The sequence below is a fragment of the Paenibacillus sp. FSL H7-689 genome, assembly GCF_000517905.1.
Lineage (GTDB): Bacteria > Bacillota > Bacilli > Paenibacillales > Paenibacillaceae > Paenibacillus > Paenibacillus amylolyticus.
On record NZ_ASPU01000002.1, the window covers coordinates 1 to 20,606 of the forward strand.

Here is a 20,606-nt window from a genome sequence, read left to right on the forward strand (position 1 = left end):
ATGCGGACGTGGCTCAGCGGTAGAGCATCGCCTTGCCAAGGCGAGGGTCGCGGGTTCGATTCCCGTCGTCCGCTCCAAAATATGGCGCCATAGCCAAGTGGTAAGGCACAGCTCTGCAAAAGCTTTATCCCCAGTTCGAATCTGGGTGGCGCCTCCAGTATATGCCGGCGTGGCGGAATGGCAGACGCGCTCGACTCAAAATCGAGTGGGAAACCGTGGAGGTTCGAGTCCTCTCGCCGGTATAGTGAATAGCCCTACATGTTGCTTATGCAATGTGTAGGGCTATTTTTATTTTATATGAAACGATTTATGTGCAGTAAGAAAATCTAGAGTAAGAGAAGATGGACGTTAATAAAGATTGACGTATGATTATATTGAGTATATTGTAGATAAGTAAAGTCTTTAATGTGAAGGAGTGAAGTAGAGTGACTAATGGAAAAAATGTATCGGATACCGATCTGTTATTTGATCTTTCTGTATGGGAAGAGGCATGGAAGAATCGTCCGAGAAGTTCAAAATATAAGAAGAAAAGCGCCCCCTTTAATATAGAAGAAGCTTTTGAGCGATGGGCCAGGGATTATCATGTACAGTCGTTCACTGAAGAAGGAAAGCAGCGTTCTGAACGCATTATGGGCTGGATTGAAAACCAGGGTGTGGAATTCTCAGGGTTATCCATTTTGGACATTGGAGCAGCCTCAGGCATATTTACCATTCCTTTTGCGGAAAAGGGGGCAAGTGTGACGGCAGTTGAGCCTTCTGAGTTGCTTGTCTCCCTTATGAAAGAGACGATACCTTTAGCTCTGGAATCCAAAATCGAAATCGTAAACGAACGATATGAGAAAATCTCTATTCAGGATAAAGGCTGGGAGAAGAAATATGACTTTGCATTTGCATCCATGTGTCCAGCGATGTCGGATTGGGAAACGATTGAGCAGGCGATCAACTGTGCCCGGAAGTATGTGTATATAAGTACTATGGCGGGACAGAAGGAACACACACTAATGGATGAACTTAAGGATGTACTGGGGGTAACTTCTTCATACAAGGCCGGTGATATGGGGTATATCCAACAGTTGCTGTATTTGAAGGGTTATTCTTATACGATGATCATTACGAGAGAAGTTAACTCATTTGAAGTACCGGTGGAAGAGACTATCGAGAAGCTGCCAGAATGGCTTAATACGTATGAGTTACCATCGGATGAAGATTCTCTCAGACTGGCTGAAGAGTACATTCTGGATACGTACAAGGATAGTACGGTGACCTTCTCACGTGGAGGAAGATTTGGTAAGATTCTAATTCAACTTGAACAGCCCAATATGAAAACAGTTCGCACTAAGGATAAGCGATAAATCGCATAAGCGTGGCACGTGTACTGATAATCAGGAATTGAGACTGAGACAATGTAGTCTAACGTCTAAGATGACACTAGGAAGCATCACAACGCTGTGCCAAAAGATGAACGGTTGAAACATAGAAGTTAAAATTGCAGAAGTAAAGTTGTAAGTGAAGGGAGCAGGTTATGTGCTCCCTCTTTTTTGAAGCCACTAATTCATCGACCGCTTTGAACCAGACCCTCGTTTATTTAGAGATGTTCGACACTTCTGCTTTCTGCTTACGCTCCCGATACTGGCCGGGGGTGATTCCTTCCCATTTACGGAATGATCGGATAAAGTTTTGCGGATTGTTGTACCGAAGTCGTGCTGCGATATCTTTAACGGTTAGATCACTTTCGTCCAGCCATTTTTTAGCGATATTAAATCGGTACTTGGTCAGATATTCACTAAATGCACAGCCTGTCTCTTTGCGGAAAACACTACTTAAGTAGTTTGCATTGTAGTGAAGCTTCATAGCACATTCCTCAAGCGTCAGATCCTTATCATAATCTTGATGAATCATGGCAATCATTTTCTCAGATATATGCTGATACTGGGCATACTGTCTTGCTTTAAATACCTGGATGACGGGCAAGATGACTTGATGGTTAAACCAATCCTCAACTTCAGCAGCGTACTGCAAACCATGAAGTTCATGAAACATGGAACCACGACCTTGGGAGATCTGTCCGAGTCGTATGCCGGATTCCTGAGTCATTTGCAAAATATGCGTGAGTAGCCTCGTAAGAGCCACCTCATACTCCTCCGGTGTAACCTCCATACCAAAGATCACTTCAAGCAGTTGTTTCAGAAGAGCAGAGGCCTGGACTTCGTCCGCATTTTGAATAGCTTGGATCAACGAATATTCCAATGATTCCGGGTAGGTCATGGACCAAGTGGGAGCGTAATGATCTATGTTCTCATATTGAAAAATAATGCCTGTTCCCAGCTTCATCCGATGCCTTAGTGCTTCCATGGCTTCTGTGTAAGCTTGAGAGATGTGATATAGAGAGCTGTGCGGCTGGCTGAATCCTATACTGACTTGAAGAGCTAGAATCTTATCCATCTGTTGTTGTAACTGGTCTGTTAATACATATAGCTGCTGTGAAAAAATAAACTGATCCTGTTCAACGGTCCCAATCACCGTGACTACCGTATGTTCCAGCACAATGGGAAGCAATTGTTGGTTATGCACAACCGTTTCCTCCAATATATTTTGAATAGCGAATAATAAGAGATCACGATCACTAGCTCTATATTTTGTATGATTAACAAGATCGGCCTGTAGTGTAATAACAGCAATTTGTTGCCATTCCCGAACCTGATGCGTGTAGCCATATTCATTCAGGGCGTCATGAAGAGTATGAACAGGGATCTTACCCTGGAACAGATTCATCATAAAATGATTGCGAATCTGCAATAGATGCACATTAAGTGTGTTCTCTAATTGGGAGCGAGAAGCAGATAATTGTGAGACCCCTGCTCTGATCTGTTCGAACTCATCAGAAAATGGTGGTGATTGCTGAGCTACCGTGTTTCCTTCTTTGGACAGGTGGTTGTCACCAAGTTGGGTTAAAAGTTTACGAATCGGGACATGCATTCGCTTGGAGCCGAGCCAGGCGAGTAATAATGAAAGTAAAAGTAAGAAGATACTGATATAAAAGGTGTGCAATCCGATATCGATATATTCTTGTGTCAGAATATTGGTAGGTGAGATTAGAACATAAGTCCATCCTTTTAAGGTAGAAGGGCTATACGTCAGAGAATAATGTGTATCGGCGATCTTAACTTCCCGTTTTTCAAAGCCTGTTGAAAATGTGATGGGTGATAGTTTGGTTATGTTGGCTTCCGTATCCCGATCCTGTAATCCAATGGCAGACAACGGTTGTCCAATGTATACAGGATCGGGATGGACCAAGATACGTTGTTCCCGATTCAAAATGATCAGTCCTGAGGCAGCATTGCCTAAGGAGGCTTCTCCTAGTGTATTTTGCAAAGAGCATGCAGGGATTCCGGCAATCAGGGCAGCATCGGAAGATGTATTCAGATTCGGAATAGATCTCGCAAGGGCAATATGATAGATACAGCCTGTACCTGGTGAACGCTCATCATTACTGAACACCGATGAAGGGGAGAGTTGCCATCCAGAGGTTAGCGTATCCGATATCAATTCCTTCATGGGAAGAGCCAGTGGAAAATCCGTATTACGATATAATCCGGCATGATCAATAAGCCAATTCTGAGATTGATTCACCAGGGTAATATCTAACAAAGGTTCCCATGACCTCATATTCTGAAATTCGTTCTGTAGCTTGTCGGCAAGCAAAGGCCCTTTCCCCTCTAGTGAAGAAGAAGCAGACAGGGAACGGAGGGTTACCGGAGAGCGAACGGCCTGATCAAGCATATAACTGACTGTAGCGAGTTTGTGTTCTACGTTGGATTGCATTTGTTCCAGCAACTGTCTGTTGGCCTGCGTACGATGCAGCTCAGTTTGGTTTGATGAATAGATAAATGCGGCAATTCCCGTTAACAAAATGGGCAGGGTGCTTAACAGGATTCCAAAGATGATCATTTTATGGAGATAGCTGATTGGTCGCACAGTCTCAGTTCCACCCCTGACATTAGAAATAGTAACACTTTCTATTTTAGTAAACGCTTACATATATAACAATCTAAATTTTGTTTATTTGGATAAATAAGTAATTTTATGAGAGGGTATAGAAGTGGAGATAAGGGATTGCTGATAGATGATTTTGCAGAAAAGGTTAGAGAAACGGCTTGGACTGACTATCCAATACGGAATCATGAGAAACGAAATTGCAGTGTGAACGTAAATAGAGACATGGACATCATTCTCTCTACCTAGTGACATCGGGTGAAGTAGAGCCTGTATACGGGTAATAGAAGGTATCTGGAGTGCTATTAAGCTTAGGTGGAACGTTGGTCTTGTATAGGGACAGTCAAAGGTCCAACTAGATCCCCGACCTGAGTCTAGGATGAAAAACCGTCCACGGTCTGTTTTGAAAAGTCGCGGAATCCCCTAGAATAAGGACATAAGGTTAAACAAGAAACACGGAAACAAAAAACAAGAAACAAACGAACAAATGACTCAACACATTAAAAGGAAAGAATGGAAAGGGCGGTGAACAACAATTATGAGATTGAATAAGGGAAATGGCTGGGCGATTGTATTGATTGCGCTAGGTGCACTACTCCTCTTCGGAAAGTTAACTCCACTTCTTGGACACTTAATGGGTTATCTGATTCCGGTCCTGATGATTGCACTGGGATACTACGGAGTTAAACGAGGGAATGTGATGCTTGGCTGGATTGTTCTCATCATCGGTATCATCTCACTGATGGGTAAACTGGCATGGTTGATCGGACCGATCATCGCGATCGGGTTAATCATCTTTGGTATCTCAATGCTAAGCAATAACCGCAGTCGTCGTGGTCGGTACTAAGCTTTCACGATTATGAAAAGGAGGGACAGAACATAATGAGTGTATTTCGTCGAATGCGGGATATTACCGTAGCTAATCTGAACGAACATTTGGAGCAAAGTCAGGACCCAGTCAAACTGATTGATCAGTTCTTGGTCTCGACCCGCCAAGACATCGGTGAAGCCGAGAAACTTCGTCATCAATATGCAAGCCATACCAGACAAATGAAACAACAAGCCGATCAGGCAGCAGGTATGGTGAACAAACGGGAAGAACAGGCTTCCATGGCTCTGAAAGCAGGGGAAGAACATCTCGCTAAGCTGGCCTTGCAGGAGAAAATCCTCCACGAGGAAAAAATGGAACAGTACAATGAATTGTATGCACAAAGTTATGCGGCATTACAGGAGTTGGATGAACAGATCGACCAGCTGAAGGTTGAATATCAGAATGTATACAGCAAACGCCAATATTACTACGCTCGTATGCAGACGATTCAGTTACAGCAACGTATGAACCAGAGAGGCAATCACAACGGTCAGAATGTACCCCGTATGTTCAACCGACTGGATGATCAAGTCTCTGATCTCGAATATGAAGCACAAAGTCTCCGCGATATCCGGCGGATGAATCAAGATGGTTCAGGAGTGACTGGCAGCATGTCATCCTCTACGCTGGATAAGGAACTGGAACGCTTAAGACAAAAATTGAACAATGACAGAAAGGAGTAGTCACAATGAATAAATTATACCGCTCGGCGCGTAATCGAAGGCTAACAGGTTTGATCGGCGGCATTTCTGAAAATCTCGGATTGAGTACTACGCTGCTACGTATCATTTTCTTCATCAGTATTTTCGCTACGGGAGGTACATCATTGTTGATCTACTTCATCGCTGCGTTGGTGGTACCAAAGGAATTCAATCACGTTGATCCATATGCTTATGATTCCAACGTAAGAGGATACAAGTAAACGAAAGGAGCAAGCACATGAGCAAATTATACCGCTCAACGCGTGACCGGATGTTAACCGGCTTGTGCGGCGGAATTTCCGAAACCATCGGAATGGATTCCACCCTGCTGCGTATCATCTTTGTTATCAGTATCTTCGTAACTGGCGGCACGTCGTTGTTAATATACTTTATTGCAGCACTGGTGGTACCAAAAGAACCGTATCCGCCTTATGATCCATATGGCTACGGTCCGGGCCAAGGCCCTGGTCCTGGCAGAGGATACGACAACTATGATCATCAGCCACCAAGAGGTCCTTTTCAAAATAATCACAACCAACAAGGTCCTGGTAACTTCGGTCCCGGCCCTGGATTCAACGGCAGACCTCAATCTGGTCCCCGTTCTTATGACAACAACGCCTACGGAGCAGGAGCACCGCAAGAAAGTGAACTTGATTCCATGATGAAAGATATCGAGAAAAAAGCACTGAAAAAAGAAGTTGAAGAGCTTCGCCAAAAATTATCTCGTTACGAGAAGGGAGAAAAGTAAAATGGGAGTATTTAAACGGATTAAGGATATGACGAAAGCATCGGTAAATGATATGTTGGATAAAGTAGAGGACCCGATTGTAATGTTGAACCAGTACTTGCGTGATATGGAGGCTGAGATTCATGAGGCAGAGGTAACTGTTGCTAAACAAATGGCAAATGAGCGCCGCATGAAACAACGTTTGGATGAAGCGGAGCGTACTTCGGTACAACGTGAGTCCCAAGCAGAAGCTGCTCTGTCTAACGGTCAGGAAGAAGTGGCACGCAAATTGTTGGAAGAGAAAATCTACTTTGATCAAAAAATTACGGAGTACAGCGAACTGCATGCACAGTCCGAAGCACAAGCAAAAGATCTGTTGCAACAGTTGCATGATATGAAAGATGAGTTCTACAAAATGCGTAACAAACGTAATGAACTTGTATCCCGTGCACAAATGGCAAAAGCCAAAAAACAAATGTCTTCTATCAACAGCTTGCATTCGATCGAAAGTGGCGGCGCATCACTTGGATTCCACCGCATGGAAGAGAAAATTATGCAGCTGGAAGCTGAAGCTGACGTAGCTCGTGCACCTTATCGCAACACATCATCCACGTATACGAATCCTGTAGATGTGGAAAAACAATTCAAAGTGGATCAGCAATTACAAGCCCTCAAAAATAAAATGGGCAATGGTTCCAAGAATGAAGCGAACGGAACTTCAAAAGAATAACTGTTCGCTTAGTGGACAATATGATATTCTATAAATCGTGTATAATGTACGGTTGGTAGAACAAAAGTTAAGCCATACAGGACTTCATTGCCTGGTATGGCTTTTCCGTTGAATAAAGAGAGATTAACTTACAGAGGAGGTGCGGCTGGGATGAATCAAAAGAGTAAATGGCTTGCAGTTGTCATTATGATTATTGGCACAATGATGTTATTGAATGACAATATTAACTTCCTGACCGCTGCCGCACTGATTCTGTTAACGGTTGGAATGCTTCAAGTCCGCAATGGGGATACCCGCAAAGGTCATCGGTATCTCGGCATTGGTGCGGCACTGTTATTGCTGGATAATTTAATGATTGTATTTTTGATTGTACTGGCTTCTTTAGCTTACTTTTATTCAAAAAACAAAAAGATTCATCTGGACGAAGGCGTTATGAAGAAACAGAATTTCATGGCTCGGTACTACTGGGATCAATCATCCTGGACGTTACGTAGTATGAGTCTGTGGCATGCCATAGGTGAGGTTAACGCGGATCTATCTCTTTCGATTCCGGAGGAGAAACAAACAATTGTGCTGCTGCAAGGAGTTATGGGTAATGTTCGCCTTACACTACCAGAAGATTATGGTGTGGAGATTGAAGCATCGGTTCTTTTCGGCCGGATTAATCTTCTTGGAGAACAAGATAGCGGCATGATGAACAAATTAGTATGGAGAACGCCTGGATATGAATCCAGTGAACATAAAGCAAAATTTGTCATTTCTTATATTGTTGGCGACCTAAACATCAGTAATCCGTAGTAAAATAGATGAAGAGAAGGAGGAGACCCCGATGAAGACAAAACGACATACCGACATGGTAACCCGAAGTATGGGTGAAGGGATCCTCCTGGTTTTCATTGTGCTCGCTGTTATTTTGTATGTATTGTATACATATGGTTATCTTGCTCCGTTTACAGGTTGGCGTCATCTGATTCAATCGGGTCTGGCCTTATTGCTGCTTCTGATTGGAATCGGTGCGGTCTTTGGGTTCTATCAGAGTTACCGGGTTAAACGCCGGCTCGAACTGCTGCGGGAAACACTTCTACTGTGGGAGAAGGGCTCTCTATCACGCACTGTACCTGATCTGGGCGATGATGATGTGGGCCGTTTAAGTGAGCAACTCGGACGAATCGGCAAAAAGTGGGAAGATCAGATATCTACGCTCCAGCGATTGTCTACTCATAATGCACAGCTTGCTGAACAAGCCAGAATTACGGCTATTGTGGAAGAGCGGCAACGTTTGGCACGGGAACTGCATGATGCGGTATCACAGCAATTGTTCGCGATATCCATGACAGCAACGGCCGTTGGACGGAAGATGGAGAAGGATTTTGAACGTGCTCAGAGGCAGGTGGCTCTGATTGAGGAGATGGCTTCGGTAGCCCAGTCCGAGATGCGTGCGTTACTGTTACATCTGCGTCCAGTCTATCTGGAGGGTAAACATCTCGAACAAGGTCTGCGTGATCTGGTGATGGAACTGAAAACAAAAGTACCCATGGACATTGTGCTCGAAATGGACGAAGACATTGATCTGATCAAAGGCATCGAGAATCATCTGTTCCGGATCGTTCAGGAGGCTATGTCCAATACGTTACGGCATGCAAAAGCGGAAAAAATGGAGATACGGATCCAGCGCCGTACTGATGCGATCCGGGTATTGATTCGTGATGATGGGCAAGGCTTTGATCTGGATGAGAATAAACAAGCTTCTTACGGTCTGGCTAACATGCGTGAACGTGTTACGGAGATTGGCGGGGCCATACATTTTGTAACAGCGCCTGGTAAGGGAACGCGGATTGAGATTACGATACCTTTGATGAACGATGAAAGCGAGGAAGAACATGTCAATGGAACCGGAAGTCGAAACGGAGACGGAAACGTCGATCAAAGTATTGCTCGTGGATGATCATGAGATGGTACGTATTGGTCTTGCAGCGGTACTGGATACCGAAGATGGAATTGAAGTTGTTGGTGAAGCAGGTAGTGGAGAGGAAGGCATTCGGCTTGCACAGGAATATAAGCCTGATGTTGTTCTGATGGACCTGGTTATGGAAGGAATGGACGGCATTGAGGCTACTCGTCAGGTACTTAAAATGTATCCAGAGTGCAAAGTCATTGTATTGACCAGTTACTTGGATGATGAAAAAATGTATCCTGTCATTGAAGCAGGTGCATTCAGTTATCTGTTGAAAACATCAAGAGCCAATGAAGTGGCAGATGCAATTCGCGCAGCCGCTCGCGGGCAATCCGTTCTGGAGTCACAGGTGGCTTCGAAAATGATGAATCGCTTCCGGCAGCCACAGGCAGCAGCTCCTTTGCACGATGAATTGACAGACCGTGAAATGGATGTGCTCCGGTTGCTCGCCAAAGGTAAATCAAATCAGGACATCGCTGATGATCTGATCATCGGCATTAAGACAGTCAAGTTCCATGTTACAAACTTACTGGCAAAATTGGGCGTAGACGACCGTACACAGGCCGCGATCTATGCTTATAAAAACGGACTTGCAGAGTAAGCAGGATCATATGCAATAACATAATTAAGCCAAAGAACCGTACTTTTAATGTGCGGAAGTTATAGATAAGAGATGATTTATATATAAGTGCGTGTTCAAAAGGTCGGTTTTCAGTACCAAGAAGATGGGATAAAGCTAGAAATGGAGTAGCGGAGCGTAGATCGAGCCTACGTGAGCAACCGCAATGTTTCCAAAGGAAACATTCTTCGTAAGCCTCTACTTATTTCGAATGAATTCCATATTCGATGTTGAGGATGCCGCTAGGCACCCTTAGTAATCAAAACGGACTTTTTGAACAACCTCTATAAGTATGAATGAAAAGCTCTGCTCTGCCATGAATATGGTGGGTGGGGCTTTTTTGCTGTGTTTAGAAGAAGTATAGCTAATGTGGGAAAGGGGCATGCTGTTGATAGATTCATAGAATGCAAGAGCGAAGCGGGGGATTCAAATGTTAAATCGTTGGATGACAGCAGGTATCTTGGCAATAACTATCATAATTCTTATCGGTGTGACACAGGTATATGCAGAGAAGAATGAATCCAAAGCAGCCCAACTGGAACAGTTAATCTATACTGCTGACAGCGTGATTGATAATGTGGATCGTTTGGTGATTAAATGGCAAGGAGAAGGCAATGGAGATGCACAAGCGCAGGCCGTGTTACTGGCAAGTCACTTGGGGCTTGAACCACCGATACAGGTACGTCAGACGGGCCACGATGTGTATCGCAGTGAGGTGGTTGTAGGTATAGCTAATGGTGGCGTAGGCAAGTTGGTCAATGTCGTCGATACAGGAGACAACGGTTACTACGTCATCGTACAAATTTCAGGGGATGCACACACGGATCGGAAGGCATTAATGACAGTACATGAACAGGTGGATCAACTGCTTGTAGACTCAGGGATGAAGGCAAGCTGGAATATGTCTGTGCAAGGTACGGCCGCTACTACTATTGAAGGTGATGCGGGTCTGCAGTTGGCACTGATTGAGAAAGACCTGTCCAAAAATGTGGATTTCGCCTCCGTTGAACGTTACACGGATGTAGCTAGCGCAAGTGTCTCTTATAAGGCGGCTGAGCTGCCCCTATCGATCAAGAGTGGCTCGCACATGTTGAATATGCAACTCGCAGTTCACCAGGTTGGGGACGAGGTCGATAATCGAATTACAGTGGGGTTTCCGGTGATTACGATTGAATACTAAGGGATGGATTTTTCATGAATTGGGACCCAATATTGAGAATCTTTATCAGAAAAATGAGTTTGAAATAGTGCATCCATTCAGTTGATATGCTAAAATGGCATCACATCCAAGAAGGAACTTGCTGGTAATTGACAGTTGTATGTCGTGCATATATAACACCATTACATAGCTCGGGGAGAGCGTGAAGGTTATCTTCCCGGAAGAAAGAGGAGCCCATGGTTGAAAAACAATTGCAAGATGAAGTACAGACACCAGGCGCAGTATTTTTCATTTTTGGAGCAACGGGTGATTTGGCCCGCCGGAAGTTGTTTCCGGCTATCTACAGTCTTTACCGTGAAGGCAAGCTTGCCGAAGACTTTGCGGTTATTGGCGTAGCACGTCGTCCGAGGTCCCCAGAAGAATTCCGGGAAGACATCTATGAATCCATTAAAGAGTTCTGCCGTTATCCAGCGGGGGAACCTGATGAGTGGAACGCTTTTGTCGATCATTTTGAATACAAAGCACTGGATATCAATAATGTGGAAGGATTCAAAGAGCTGCGTGCGCAGACGGAACATCTGGAATCAAAGTTTAACACGCCGGGGAATCGACTGTTCTATCTGGCACTGGCACCTGAGCTGTTTGGCAGTGTCTCGTACAGTTTGCGGGACGGTGGTATGTTGGAAAGTCAGGGGTGGAACCGTTTGGTGATCGAAAAACCATTTGGTTATGATCTGCAATCGGCCGAACATCTGAATGAGCAGATTCGTGAGGTATTCCGTGAAGAGGAAATCTATCGGATTGATCATTATCTGGGCAAGGAAATGGTGCAAAATATCGAAGTGATCCGCTTCGGAAATGCCTTTTTTGAACCGCTCTGGAATAACAAACATATTGCCAACGTTCAGATTACGCTTGGTGAGACGGTAGGCGTGGAAGAACGTGGCGGTTATTATGATCACTCCGGAGCACTCCGTGATATGGGGCAGAATCATATGCTCCAGATGCTGACGATGATTGCGATGGAACCGCCGAGTCGCCTATTCCCGGAGGACATTCGGGATGAGAAGGTGAAGGTATTACGTTCATTGCGGGCCTTTACTTCGGATGAGGAAGTGAGCAACAACGTTGTGCGGGGGCAGTATGCCGAAGGGGAGTACCGTGGCAAGCAGCTTCCGGGGTATCGCCAAGAAGACAAGGTTGATCCGCAGTCGAATACGGAGACGTATTTTGCAGCACGTGTATTCGTGGATAATTTCCGCTGGGCGGGTGTGCCATTCTACATTCGGACAGGCAAGCGACTTCCGGTGAAAACGACCGAGATCGTAGTTGAGTTCAAGTCGATGCCAAACAACGTGTACCTTGGGAAAAAGTATAAGCTCGAACCGAACCTGCTGGTCATTCGGGTGAATCCGATGGAAGGCATATATATCAAAATCAATGCCAAGAAACCAGGCTCGGATTCCGAGATTCAGCCACTCGCGATGGATTTCTGTCAGAGCTGCATGATTGGAATTAACTCGCCTGAAGCATATGAACGTCTGCTGCACGATGCGGCAGAAGGGGATTCTACGTACTTCACCCGTTGGGATGAAGTGGCAACAGCCTGGTCTTTTGTGGATCGAATCGCAGCAGCCTGGGGACAGAATCAAGGAGAGCTTCATACGTACCCTGCTGGAACTTGGGGACCAGAAGCGACAGATAAGCTGCTGGAGCAGGACGGATTCCACTGGTGGCCGGTGAATGGTCAGGACGAGGACAGCGTGATCTGGCAAGTGAATGGTTAGAGTAAGGGCATTAACAACAGTATTAACAATATACACAACATGACTGAGCCTGGGGAAATCGCAAATTTTGCGGTGTACCCAGGCTTTTTAGTGGGGGAAAAGGTAGGTATCCATCATAAGGAAACAAGTAATTTAAATTAAGTTGTTGACAAAAAGTAAGTATGTAACTTATACTCAACACATGAGTTAAAGAGTTACGCAAATGACAAACTTCATTCGGGCAAACGTTTCGGATAAGTTATCATTCATGAGATAAAATGTAAACCAGTTGAAGGGGTTTGCGTCACAGAGAATCATGAAGAAAAAATGTGCATAATATCTTTAATCTAAGAATACTATTTTGTATATATCGAATGGAGGAAAAAGAAAATGATGTTGGATGTAGGGTTGTTGTTGATTCGTTTGGTGATTGGATTGTCGTTCATGGCGCACGGAGCTCAAAAGCTGTTTGGTTGGTTCGGAGGTTACGGGATCAAGGGTACAGGCGGCTGGTTTGAGTCGATGGGCATGAAGCCAGGTGCATTGGTGGCGTTACTGGCTGGACTCGCGGAATTCGGTGGCGGATTGCTGTTGGCTCTAGGTCTGCTCACACCTGTAGGTGGCATTCTGATTGCATTGACGATGGTCATTGCGATTGTGAAAGTCCATGGCGCGAACGGATACTGGTCCACACAGAACGGATTCGAATATAATCTCGCGATTCTGGTGATTGGTGTAGCGCTGGCATTGACAGGTGGCGGACAATACGCGCTGGATGCATTGATTTTCTAAAACCATAAATAAAAATGAATGAGGAGTGCCTGGATGCCATGGAAATGGCTGAAGGGTGCTTTTTTTTTGCAAGTGAAAAGAGAAGAATCTGCGGTAGTAATCGGTTATTTTCGGTACAGATTATGGTACAATAGGAGAGTTGGGTTAAGAAGCAGTTCACGGTATACATGAAAGCACAGATTTGAGGAGGATGAACTCCATTGTAAATGTGTAAAATTAATCTAGTGTGTAAATACCTAGTACGTAAAAACTGATGTACAATCAACCGGCCTCGCCGGATTGCATAAAGATTGAATGATGGACCGGCTATGCCGGATTAACGTGAATGAACGGACGAAAGGGATTAAACCTATGAGCAAAGCTGCAAATGATATTCTTCAACAGGAAGTGGACAAACGCCGGACGTTTGCCATTATCTCTCACCCGGATGCGGGTAAAACTACATTAACCGAGAAACTGTTGCTGTTCGGGGGCGCGATTCGCCTTGCGGGAACGGTAAAAGCTCGGAAAGCCAGCAAACACGCAACAAGTGACTGGATGGAAATTGAGAAACAACGGGGGATCTCGGTTACCTCTTCCGTAATGCAATTTGATTATCTGGATCATCGCGTCAACATTTTGGATACACCGGGTCACCAGGATTTCAGTGAAGATACGTATCGTACACTGACGGCTGCCGATAGCGCGGTGATGTTGATTGACGTGGCAAAAGGTGTCGAGGCACAAACGATCAAGTTGTTCCAGGTATGTGCGAAGCGTGGCATTCCAATCTTTACGTTTATCAACAAACTCGACCGTGAGGGTAAAAGCCCATTTGACCTGATGGAAGAACTTGAAAATGTACTGGGTATTCGTTCGGTTCCGATGAACTGGCCTATTGGTACAGGTCGCGAGCTGTGTGGTGTCTATGACCGGATGAAAAATCAGGTGGAGTTGTTCCAAGGGGACGATCACTCAACGATCAAAGTACAAAAGGTAGATGGCTACAAAGATCCGATTATCCGTGAGATGGCAGGAGAATACCTGCATGATCAATTGTGTCAGGATCTGGAGTTGCTGGATATTGCGGGCGACCAATTCGACATGGAGAAAGTTCAACGCGGCGAATTAACACCTATTTTCTTCGGTAGTGCGATTAACAATTTCGGCGTACAGACCTTCTTGGAGAATTTCCTGGAACTGGCACCGAAGCCTGAACCACGTCGCAGTACGGCAGGAGAGATTCAGCCAACAAATGAGAAATTCAGCGGTTATGTGTTCAAGATTCAGGCAAACATGAACCCGGCACACCGGGATCGTATTGCGTTCCTGCGTATTGTGTCAGGCAAGTTCCAACGTGGAATGAGTGTGAAGCATACTCGTGTGGGCAAAGAAATCAAGCTGTCACAGCCACAGCAATTCCTGGCACAAGACCGGGATATTGTAGAAGAGGCATATGCTGGCGATATTATCGGTTTGTTCGATCCGGGTATTTTCCGGATTGGCGATTCACTGAGCCAAGGCAGCGAGGTTATCTTTGAGGAGTTGCCAACGTTCTCACCAGAGATTTTCGCCAAAGTTACTGTGAAAAATGCATTGAAACATAAACAGTACCAAAAGGGAATTGATCAGTTGACGGAGGAAGGAACCATTCAGGTGTTCCAGACGGCAAGTTTCGACGAGACAATCCTCGGCGTAATTGGTCAACTACAGTTCGAGGTATTTGAGTACCGGATGAAAGGCGAGTATGGGGTAGACGTACTACTACAACGCATGCCTTATCAGTTCGCTCGCTGGATCGTGGACGAGAATCTGGACCCAAGCAAATTCCGGATTAACTCTGCGCTTGTAAAAGATAAAAAAGGAAATTATGTAGTGCTCTTCGAAAATGAGTACGCAATGAGAACGGCTATGGATAAAAATCCTACAGCTCAATTCCTGGAGACTGCGCCTTAAGTGAAGACAAAAGTATTTCGTGGGAATTGTTAAAAAATTAGTTAAACGTGACAAGCTCATGTGATGAGATAGAGCTTGTTAAAAATAAGATCCCTCCGCCGACTGGCGGAGGGATCTATTGCTATACACCTTACCTGGAGGCGGGTATGATCCAGCCGAATAAGGGAAAGCTTTCTTTTGCAGACAGAACAAACGTAATGATGGTTACCTTACCCTCCACTGCTTCGATTAGCTAAGCGGTTGGACGGGAATGGTGTGCAGATGCTCTTGCGCGATTTGAATCAGTTCTTCCTGCTTGGCAGGTTCTGTGTTCTTCCAGATCATCTCGAAAATGGCGCCAAGTCCAGGTAATGCAGCTTCCGGTCCATCTACTGAACCTTCAATCATCTCCCGGAGCTGATCATCACTCTTGTCATGAACTTTATGAACAATCGCTTCACGCAGGCTTAATGTAATGGGCATCGCAATTCCCTCCTCGTATATTCGGCTGCTCTAATACTGTTCCCTGGGAAGCGCTAGCGCATTCAAGTTTATCAGGCTTTGTGGTATACTACGAAGGATTATTTACGTTAGCATGGGTATCCGTAATGATGCGTCATGCTGAAGAGCAGCGGGAGGTTAAGACCCTAATGGCCAAGAAACAGTATGCCGTAATTGGCATGGGACGGTTCGGATCAAGTGTTGCCAATGCACTGAGTGGCATGGGATTCGATGTGCTGGCAATTGATGCGGACGAGCAGCGGACTCAGGAAATGTCCAATGTGGTGACCCATGCGGTATCGGCAGATTCAACAGATGAAGAAGCGCTGCGTGCGCTGGGCATACGGAATTTCGACGTTGTCGTTGTGGCGATTGGTGAAGATATTCAGGCGAGTATTCTGACAACCCTGATATTGAAAGATATGGGCGTACCGGTGCTGATCGTAAAAGCTCAAAATGAGCTTCATGGTAAGGTATTGCAGAAGATTGGTGCAGACAAGGTGATATATCCTGAGCGGGATATGGGACTACGCGTAGCCCATCATCTGACCTCGCCTAATATACTGGATTACATCGAGTTGTCTGAGGATTACAGCATTTTGGAGATGAGAGCCTCCGAGCAAATGATCGGTAAAAACCTGATGGAATTAAACATCCGTGCACGTTTTGGTTGTAACGTGATGGCGATCCGCAGTGGGAACTCGATGAACATCTCGCCGTACGCTGAGGATCGGATCGAAGCTGGAGATGTGCTGATCATTGTGGGTCACAAGGATCATTTGACGAAAATGGAGCTTGCGTATCCGAAGTGATGGATGCAGATGGGAAGGATGGAAAGATGGATATTGTATCACCGCAAAATACACGTGTAAAAGAATGGGCGCAGTTGCTGGAGAAAAAGCATCGTACCCGTCAACATAAATATATCATTGAGGGCATTCATCTGGTACAGGAAGCATTGCGCGCCGGAGCAGATCTGGAGTGTATTGTGTACGACGGAGAGCAAGGCGTACCTAGCGAACTCGCCGGGCTTGAGAATCCGCTACAGCCTGTGGAGTGGGTTAGTGTATCTCCAGCGGTTATCGCCAAATGTACGGATACAATGACTCCACAGCCTGTATTCGCGATTGTGCGTAAAGGCAGTGAGCCACTGGAAAGCCTGATTACCGGAGCGCGCGGGCTTGTTGTGGTGCTGGATGGTGTGCAGGACCCAGGGAATGTGGGGACAATCATCCGTAGTGCGGACGCAGCTGGAGCCGCGGGGGTTGTACTTGGCGCTGGCTGTGCTGATGTCTATAACCCGAAGACGATTCGTTCGACGATGGGGTCATTGTTTCATTTGCCCATTGTGGAGGGCCAGTTGGAATCCTTGCTTCCCGAAGCGAAGGCTGCGGGCGTGAAGCTGGTAAGTACTTCTTTGCAGGCAGAGCATTCATGTTATAGTTATGATTTTACGCAGTCGGTATGGCTTGTCATTGGTAACGAAGGCAAGGGTATCTCGGATTCTACGGCACGTTTGGTGGATGATGCGATTACGATTCCGATGCAAGGACAGGCTGAGTCACTTAATGCGGCAATGGCGGCAACGATTTTGTTGTTTGAGGCGATGAGACAGCGGATATTTAACTAACTAATAATTCCTGTCCAATTTCAAATTTACCGTCCCTAACTAAAATTAACTGTCCCCAAACCACCAAAGACTGGAACCTGGTTGACGATTGCGCCAACCATTGTTCCAGTCTTTTTTCTCATGCTTTAAGGCGTCACAGCAGGGATTTCCCATCCAAATCCCGAATAGGTAATCAAGCAGAAACCCAGTCTCCTCAAGGCTTTTGGGTAAGCGCGGATGGTTTTACTCAGTCATTTCCCAGGCTCTTACCCAGGCGTTTCAAATGCCGATCCTTGCTTTTCTCAGGCGATTCTCTATCCTTTCAGGGACACGAATTATTAGTTGTTTTCGTTCACAATTCAACCAGTTTCCTTCCAGTTTTCAGGGCTTTTTCTCAGCGTTTTGGGGACAGTTATTTTTATCTCGGAAATGGCGATGAAGCCTTGTGGGGTAAGGGATTGGGGGGGGGTGGAGGTGGGGACAGTTATTTTTAGTTTTCTACAGGATGGTGTAAACATTAAATAATTCCTGTCCCATTCCCAAATAACTGTCCCATTCCCAAATAACTGTCCCTGAATAAAAATAAATTTTCGGAAACACTTTAAAGACTGGTAGAAATGCAGCTGATCCAAGCGCACATTTCCCCAGTCTTTTCTCGCTCTTTTTCTCTAAACTTTAGCTTTTGCCCATTGATTTCTCCACCTTTTGGACAATAATTTTTATCTTGAAAATAGAGGAGAAGCATGCGGCGTAAGGGGTTAGAGCGTGTTGGAGGAGGGAGAGTTTTGGGATAGTAATTTTTATTTGTTTAGAGGATGGGGTAGACTGTGAGCGATTAGAAAAACTATAAGTTGGTGTAAGACATCTGTCACCGTTTGGCATGGGTTTGTAATGATTTCTGGCTTAAGTATTTCTAGTTCTGATGATTAAGAATTCCTTGGTTTGCAGGACTTTTTTATTCTCAGTTAGTTTTCAATCGTCCTCGTTGTGTGGGAATGAGCATTTAGGAAAAAAGTAAGAGTTCATTTTAATGAGTAATTGGAATGAAATGCATCTGGGTGTCTTATAGTAAGCTCTTCAATTTGGGGATATAAACCATATTATCATTTTAGAGGATTAAAAAGTTCTCTATGACATTTGCTTGTACTTATCTCTACATATTCAAATAATTACCTTGGATAAAAGTTGAAAAAAAATAACTATATGTTATCATGTGATTAGTACTATTTTACTATATATTTCAAAGGATTGTGTTTTATGAGGAAAATGGAACTAATCTGTATTCCGTATGCTGGAGGTTCAGTGTTTTCATATGAAAAATGGAGGGGGTTACTAAATCCTGGGGTGGAATTATGTTTGTTTGAGCTTGCAGGGAGAGGAACCAGGAGCCAAGAACCCCTCTATCAAAATTTGCATGAGGCTGTTGATGATATTTACGCATGTATGAATGAAAGATTCAATATCATGGAAACACCGTTTGCTTTATTCGGTTATAGCATGGGCAGTTTAATCGCTTATGAGCTTGCACATAAGATTAAAGAATTATTGGGACAAAATCCTCAGCATATCTTCTTTGCTGCCAAGCAACCCCCAGATTATACGAGCAACAATAAGATTCTGCATACATTACCGATGCAAGAGCTAATAAATGAGCTCACAGCAATGGGAGGGACGCCCTCTGAAGTATTTCAAGACCCAATGTTAAGGGACTACTATCTTCCAATTATAAAGTCGGATTTGAGAATAACAGAAAATTACCGCTACATACAACGTGAGAGCAAGCTGAATTGTGATATTACTACTATAGATGGAATATATGATCATATGCTTAAGTCGCCAATAGAAGGGTGGCAAAAGCATTCTAATTTAGAGTGTTATACATATAAGTTGGAAGGTGACCATTTTTTTATCCACACCCATACGAACCAATTATTAAATATAGTTAACCGACAGTTAACGAAGAACATTCATCCTGAGAACCTGATTTGAGAAGAGGTTAGTACATTGAAAAAAACAGCGTTATTATTTCCGGGACAAGGTTCTCAGTACATCGGCATGGGAAAGAAGAACTATGAAAGCTTTGCCTGTTCCAGATTAGTGTTTGAAGAGGCAAACGATATGTTAGGGTTTAACTTGAAAAAAATGTGTTTCGAGGGTGGAATGGAGCAACTCTCACTCACCCAGAATGCGCAGCCTGCTTTGCTCACAGTAAGCATGGCGGCTTATGCCGTTTACAAGGAACAAGTTGGACTTACTCCTGAGTTTGTAGCTGGTCATAGCCTGGGTGAAATCACCGCCTTAACTTGTGCGGGAGCTATTACATTCTCTGATGCACTTCGCATTGTAAGAAAAAGAGGAGAGCTTATGCAAGCGGCTGTGTCGCCTAACCATGGCATGATGGCCTCAATCACAGGTATAAGTCAAGAAGAAATGGAAAATCTATGCCGTATTCTGTCAACACCAAAGACTCCCGTAACCATTGCGTGCTACAATTCGCCGGACCAACACGTTATTTCTGGTTTGAAGGAGTCGGTTGAACATGTCATTTCTCATGTGTTAAACAAAGGTGCGCAAGCAATACCCTTACAAGTTAGTGCTCCGTTCCATAGTATATATATGAAAAATGCTTCAGAGCAATTTAAAGAAGAGCTTCTGAAATACATATTTAATCCACTTCAGTTTCCAGTGATATCTAATGTGACGGCTCAACCCTATGGGAACCCAAACGAGATACCCGATTGTTTAGCTGCACACATGATTATGCCCGTAAGATGGCAAGAAACTATGATGTATCTAATGAGCCAACGTGTAGATAGCGCTATTGAGATTGGTCCTAAAAAAGCACTTTATAACCTCCTTGTAAATTGCATAAAGGAAATCAATGGCTATTCATTTGAACGTGACTTGAATGAATTAATTCGGCTGAGAGAGACATTACCGAAGTGGGAACAGATGGACGTTGGCAATAGACTGCAGTCAGATCAGGATTTCTTGTCATCATGCATCACTATAGCGGTTTGTTCTCGGAACCAGAATTGGGACAAAGATGAGTTCTTTACTGGTGTAATAGAGCCAATTACAGGCATGAAACGAAGGTATAATCAACTTCACACAGAGCAGGGAGTGCTTAGTGAGGGCGAAAAAAATGGGATAATAGATAGTTTGCGAAGCATACTGGCGGTAAAAGGGTTATCAGATCAGAATATCCATTTAATGATGGCAAAGTTTAATTCCGATTCCAATGAAGAAGTCGAATAGTTTACTATTTTT

19 protein-coding genes and 3 tRNA genes are annotated in these 20,606 nt (G+C 44.5%); 20 read left to right on the plus strand and 2 right to left on the minus strand.

The window, feature by feature from the left end; all coding sequences use genetic code 11:
- Positions 1–2 precede the first annotated feature (2 nt).
- From C170_RS00040 to C170_RS00055, 4 genes are all read left to right on the plus strand, one after another.
- A tRNA-Gly gene (locus C170_RS00040) sits at positions 3–77 on the plus strand.
- 6 nt (positions 78–83) lie between these two features.
- Positions 84–157: transfer RNA gene (locus C170_RS00045), tRNA-Cys, on the plus strand.
- A 6-nt stretch (positions 158–163) separates the two neighbouring features.
- Positions 164–242: transfer RNA gene (locus C170_RS00050), tRNA-Leu, on the plus strand.
- Between the two features lie 183 nt (positions 243–425).
- On the plus strand, positions 426–1,352 hold the full coding sequence (locus tag C170_RS00055) for a class I SAM-dependent methyltransferase (RefSeq protein WP_051446903.1): 927 nt from the start codon (positions 426–428) through the stop codon (positions 1,350–1,352).
- A 229-nt stretch (positions 1,353–1,581) separates the two neighbouring features.
- Here C170_RS00055 and C170_RS00060 read toward each other — a convergent pair whose 3' ends face one another.
- A complete protein-coding gene (locus C170_RS00060) occupies positions 1,582–3,975 on the minus strand; it encodes a helix-turn-helix domain-containing protein (RefSeq protein WP_036605684.1) in 2,394 nt (797 codons plus the stop codon).
- Between the two features lie 556 nt (positions 3,976–4,531).
- On the opposite strand from C170_RS00060, the gene C170_RS00065 reads away from it, so the two are divergent.
- The 12 genes from C170_RS00065 (at position 4,532) to C170_RS00120 (ending at position 15,247) form a co-directional block, all read left to right on the plus strand.
- Complete coding sequence (locus C170_RS00065) at positions 4,532–4,840, plus strand: LiaF transmembrane domain-containing protein (protein ID WP_017692311.1); 309 nt, start codon at positions 4,532–4,534, stop codon at positions 4,838–4,840.
- A gap of 35 nt (positions 4,841–4,875) precedes the next feature.
- Positions 4,876–5,547: a PspA/IM30 family protein gene (locus C170_RS00070; protein WP_017692312.1), complete on the plus strand. Its 672-nt coding sequence runs from the start codon at positions 4,876–4,878 to the stop codon at positions 5,545–5,547.
- 5 nt (positions 5,548–5,552) lie between these two features.
- Positions 5,553–5,786 carry a PspC domain-containing protein gene (locus tag C170_RS00075; protein ID WP_036605685.1) on the plus strand — a complete coding sequence of 78 codons (234 nt, stop codon included), beginning with the start codon at positions 5,553–5,555 and terminating at the stop codon, positions 5,784–5,786.
- A 17-nt stretch (positions 5,787–5,803) separates the two neighbouring features.
- Positions 5,804–6,313 (plus strand): PspC domain-containing protein, encoded by a 510-nt coding sequence (locus C170_RS00080; RefSeq protein ID WP_017692314.1) that lies wholly within the window; start codon positions 5,804–5,806, stop codon positions 6,311–6,313.
- 1 nt (position 6,314) lies between these two features.
- Positions 6,315–7,022 (plus strand): PspA/IM30 family protein, encoded by a 708-nt coding sequence (locus C170_RS00085; RefSeq protein WP_017692315.1) that lies wholly within the window; start codon positions 6,315–6,317, stop codon positions 7,020–7,022.
- 150 nt (positions 7,023–7,172) lie between these two features.
- Positions 7,173–7,820, plus strand: a complete 648-nt coding sequence (liaF, locus tag C170_RS00090; RefSeq protein WP_036605686.1) for a cell wall-active antibiotics response protein LiaF — start codon at positions 7,173–7,175, stop codon at positions 7,818–7,820.
- Positions 7,821–7,851: 31 nt separating this feature from the next.
- On the plus strand, positions 7,852–8,967 hold the full coding sequence (locus tag C170_RS00095; RefSeq protein WP_036605687.1) for a sensor histidine kinase: 1,116 nt from the start codon (positions 7,852–7,854) through the stop codon (positions 8,965–8,967).
- Positions 8,909–9,577 (plus strand): response regulator transcription factor, encoded by a 669-nt coding sequence (locus C170_RS00100; protein WP_091020933.1) that lies wholly within the window; start codon positions 8,909–8,911, stop codon positions 9,575–9,577. The genes C170_RS00095 and C170_RS00100 overlap by 59 nt, the downstream gene beginning before the upstream one ends.
- A gap of 448 nt (positions 9,578–10,025) precedes the next feature.
- Positions 10,026–10,775, plus strand: coding sequence for a YwmB family TATA-box binding protein (locus C170_RS00105; RefSeq protein ID WP_036605689.1), 750 nt, complete (start codon positions 10,026–10,028; stop codon positions 10,773–10,775).
- Between the two features lie 215 nt (positions 10,776–10,990).
- Positions 10,991–12,541 (plus strand): glucose-6-phosphate dehydrogenase, encoded by a 1,551-nt coding sequence (gene zwf / locus C170_RS00110; protein WP_036605690.1) that lies wholly within the window; start codon positions 10,991–10,993, stop codon positions 12,539–12,541.
- A gap of 372 nt (positions 12,542–12,913) precedes the next feature.
- Positions 12,914–13,312, plus strand: a complete 399-nt coding sequence (locus C170_RS00115; protein WP_024634146.1) for a DoxX family protein — start codon at positions 12,914–12,916, stop codon at positions 13,310–13,312.
- A gap of 351 nt (positions 13,313–13,663) precedes the next feature.
- Positions 13,664–15,247 carry a peptide chain release factor 3 gene (locus C170_RS00120; RefSeq protein ID WP_036605691.1) on the plus strand — a complete coding sequence of 528 codons (1,584 nt, stop codon included), beginning with the start codon at positions 13,664–13,666 and terminating at the stop codon, positions 15,245–15,247.
- Between the two features lie 228 nt (positions 15,248–15,475).
- Here the strand turns inward: C170_RS00120 and sspI are convergent, their stop codons facing one another.
- Entirely contained in the window at positions 15,476–15,709 is a 234-nt protein-coding gene (gene sspI, locus C170_RS00125) for a small acid-soluble spore protein SspI (protein WP_017692323.1), read from the minus strand.
- Positions 15,710–15,837: 128 nt separating this feature from the next.
- On the opposite strand from sspI, the gene C170_RS00130 reads away from it, so the two are divergent.
- The 4 genes from C170_RS00130 to fabD all read left to right on the plus strand — a co-directional run bounded on the left by C170_RS00130 (position 15,838) and on the right by fabD (position 20,594).
- Entirely contained in the window at positions 15,838–16,539 is a 702-nt protein-coding gene (locus C170_RS00130; RefSeq protein ID WP_076254620.1) for a potassium channel family protein, read from the plus strand.
- A gap of 26 nt (positions 16,540–16,565) precedes the next feature.
- Complete coding sequence (locus C170_RS00135; RefSeq protein WP_036605919.1) at positions 16,566–17,357, plus strand: TrmH family RNA methyltransferase; 792 nt, start codon at positions 16,566–16,568, stop codon at positions 17,355–17,357.
- 1,236 nt (positions 17,358–18,593) lie between these two features.
- Positions 18,594–19,325: a thioesterase II family protein gene (locus C170_RS00145; protein ID WP_051446904.1), complete on the plus strand. Its 732-nt coding sequence runs from the start codon at positions 18,594–18,596 to the stop codon at positions 19,323–19,325.
- A gap of 15 nt (positions 19,326–19,340) precedes the next feature.
- Positions 19,341–20,594, plus strand: a complete 1,254-nt coding sequence (gene fabD / locus C170_RS00150) for an ACP S-malonyltransferase (RefSeq protein ID WP_051446905.1) — start codon at positions 19,341–19,343, stop codon at positions 20,592–20,594.
- The last annotated feature ends 12 nt before the right edge of the window (positions 20,595–20,606 follow it).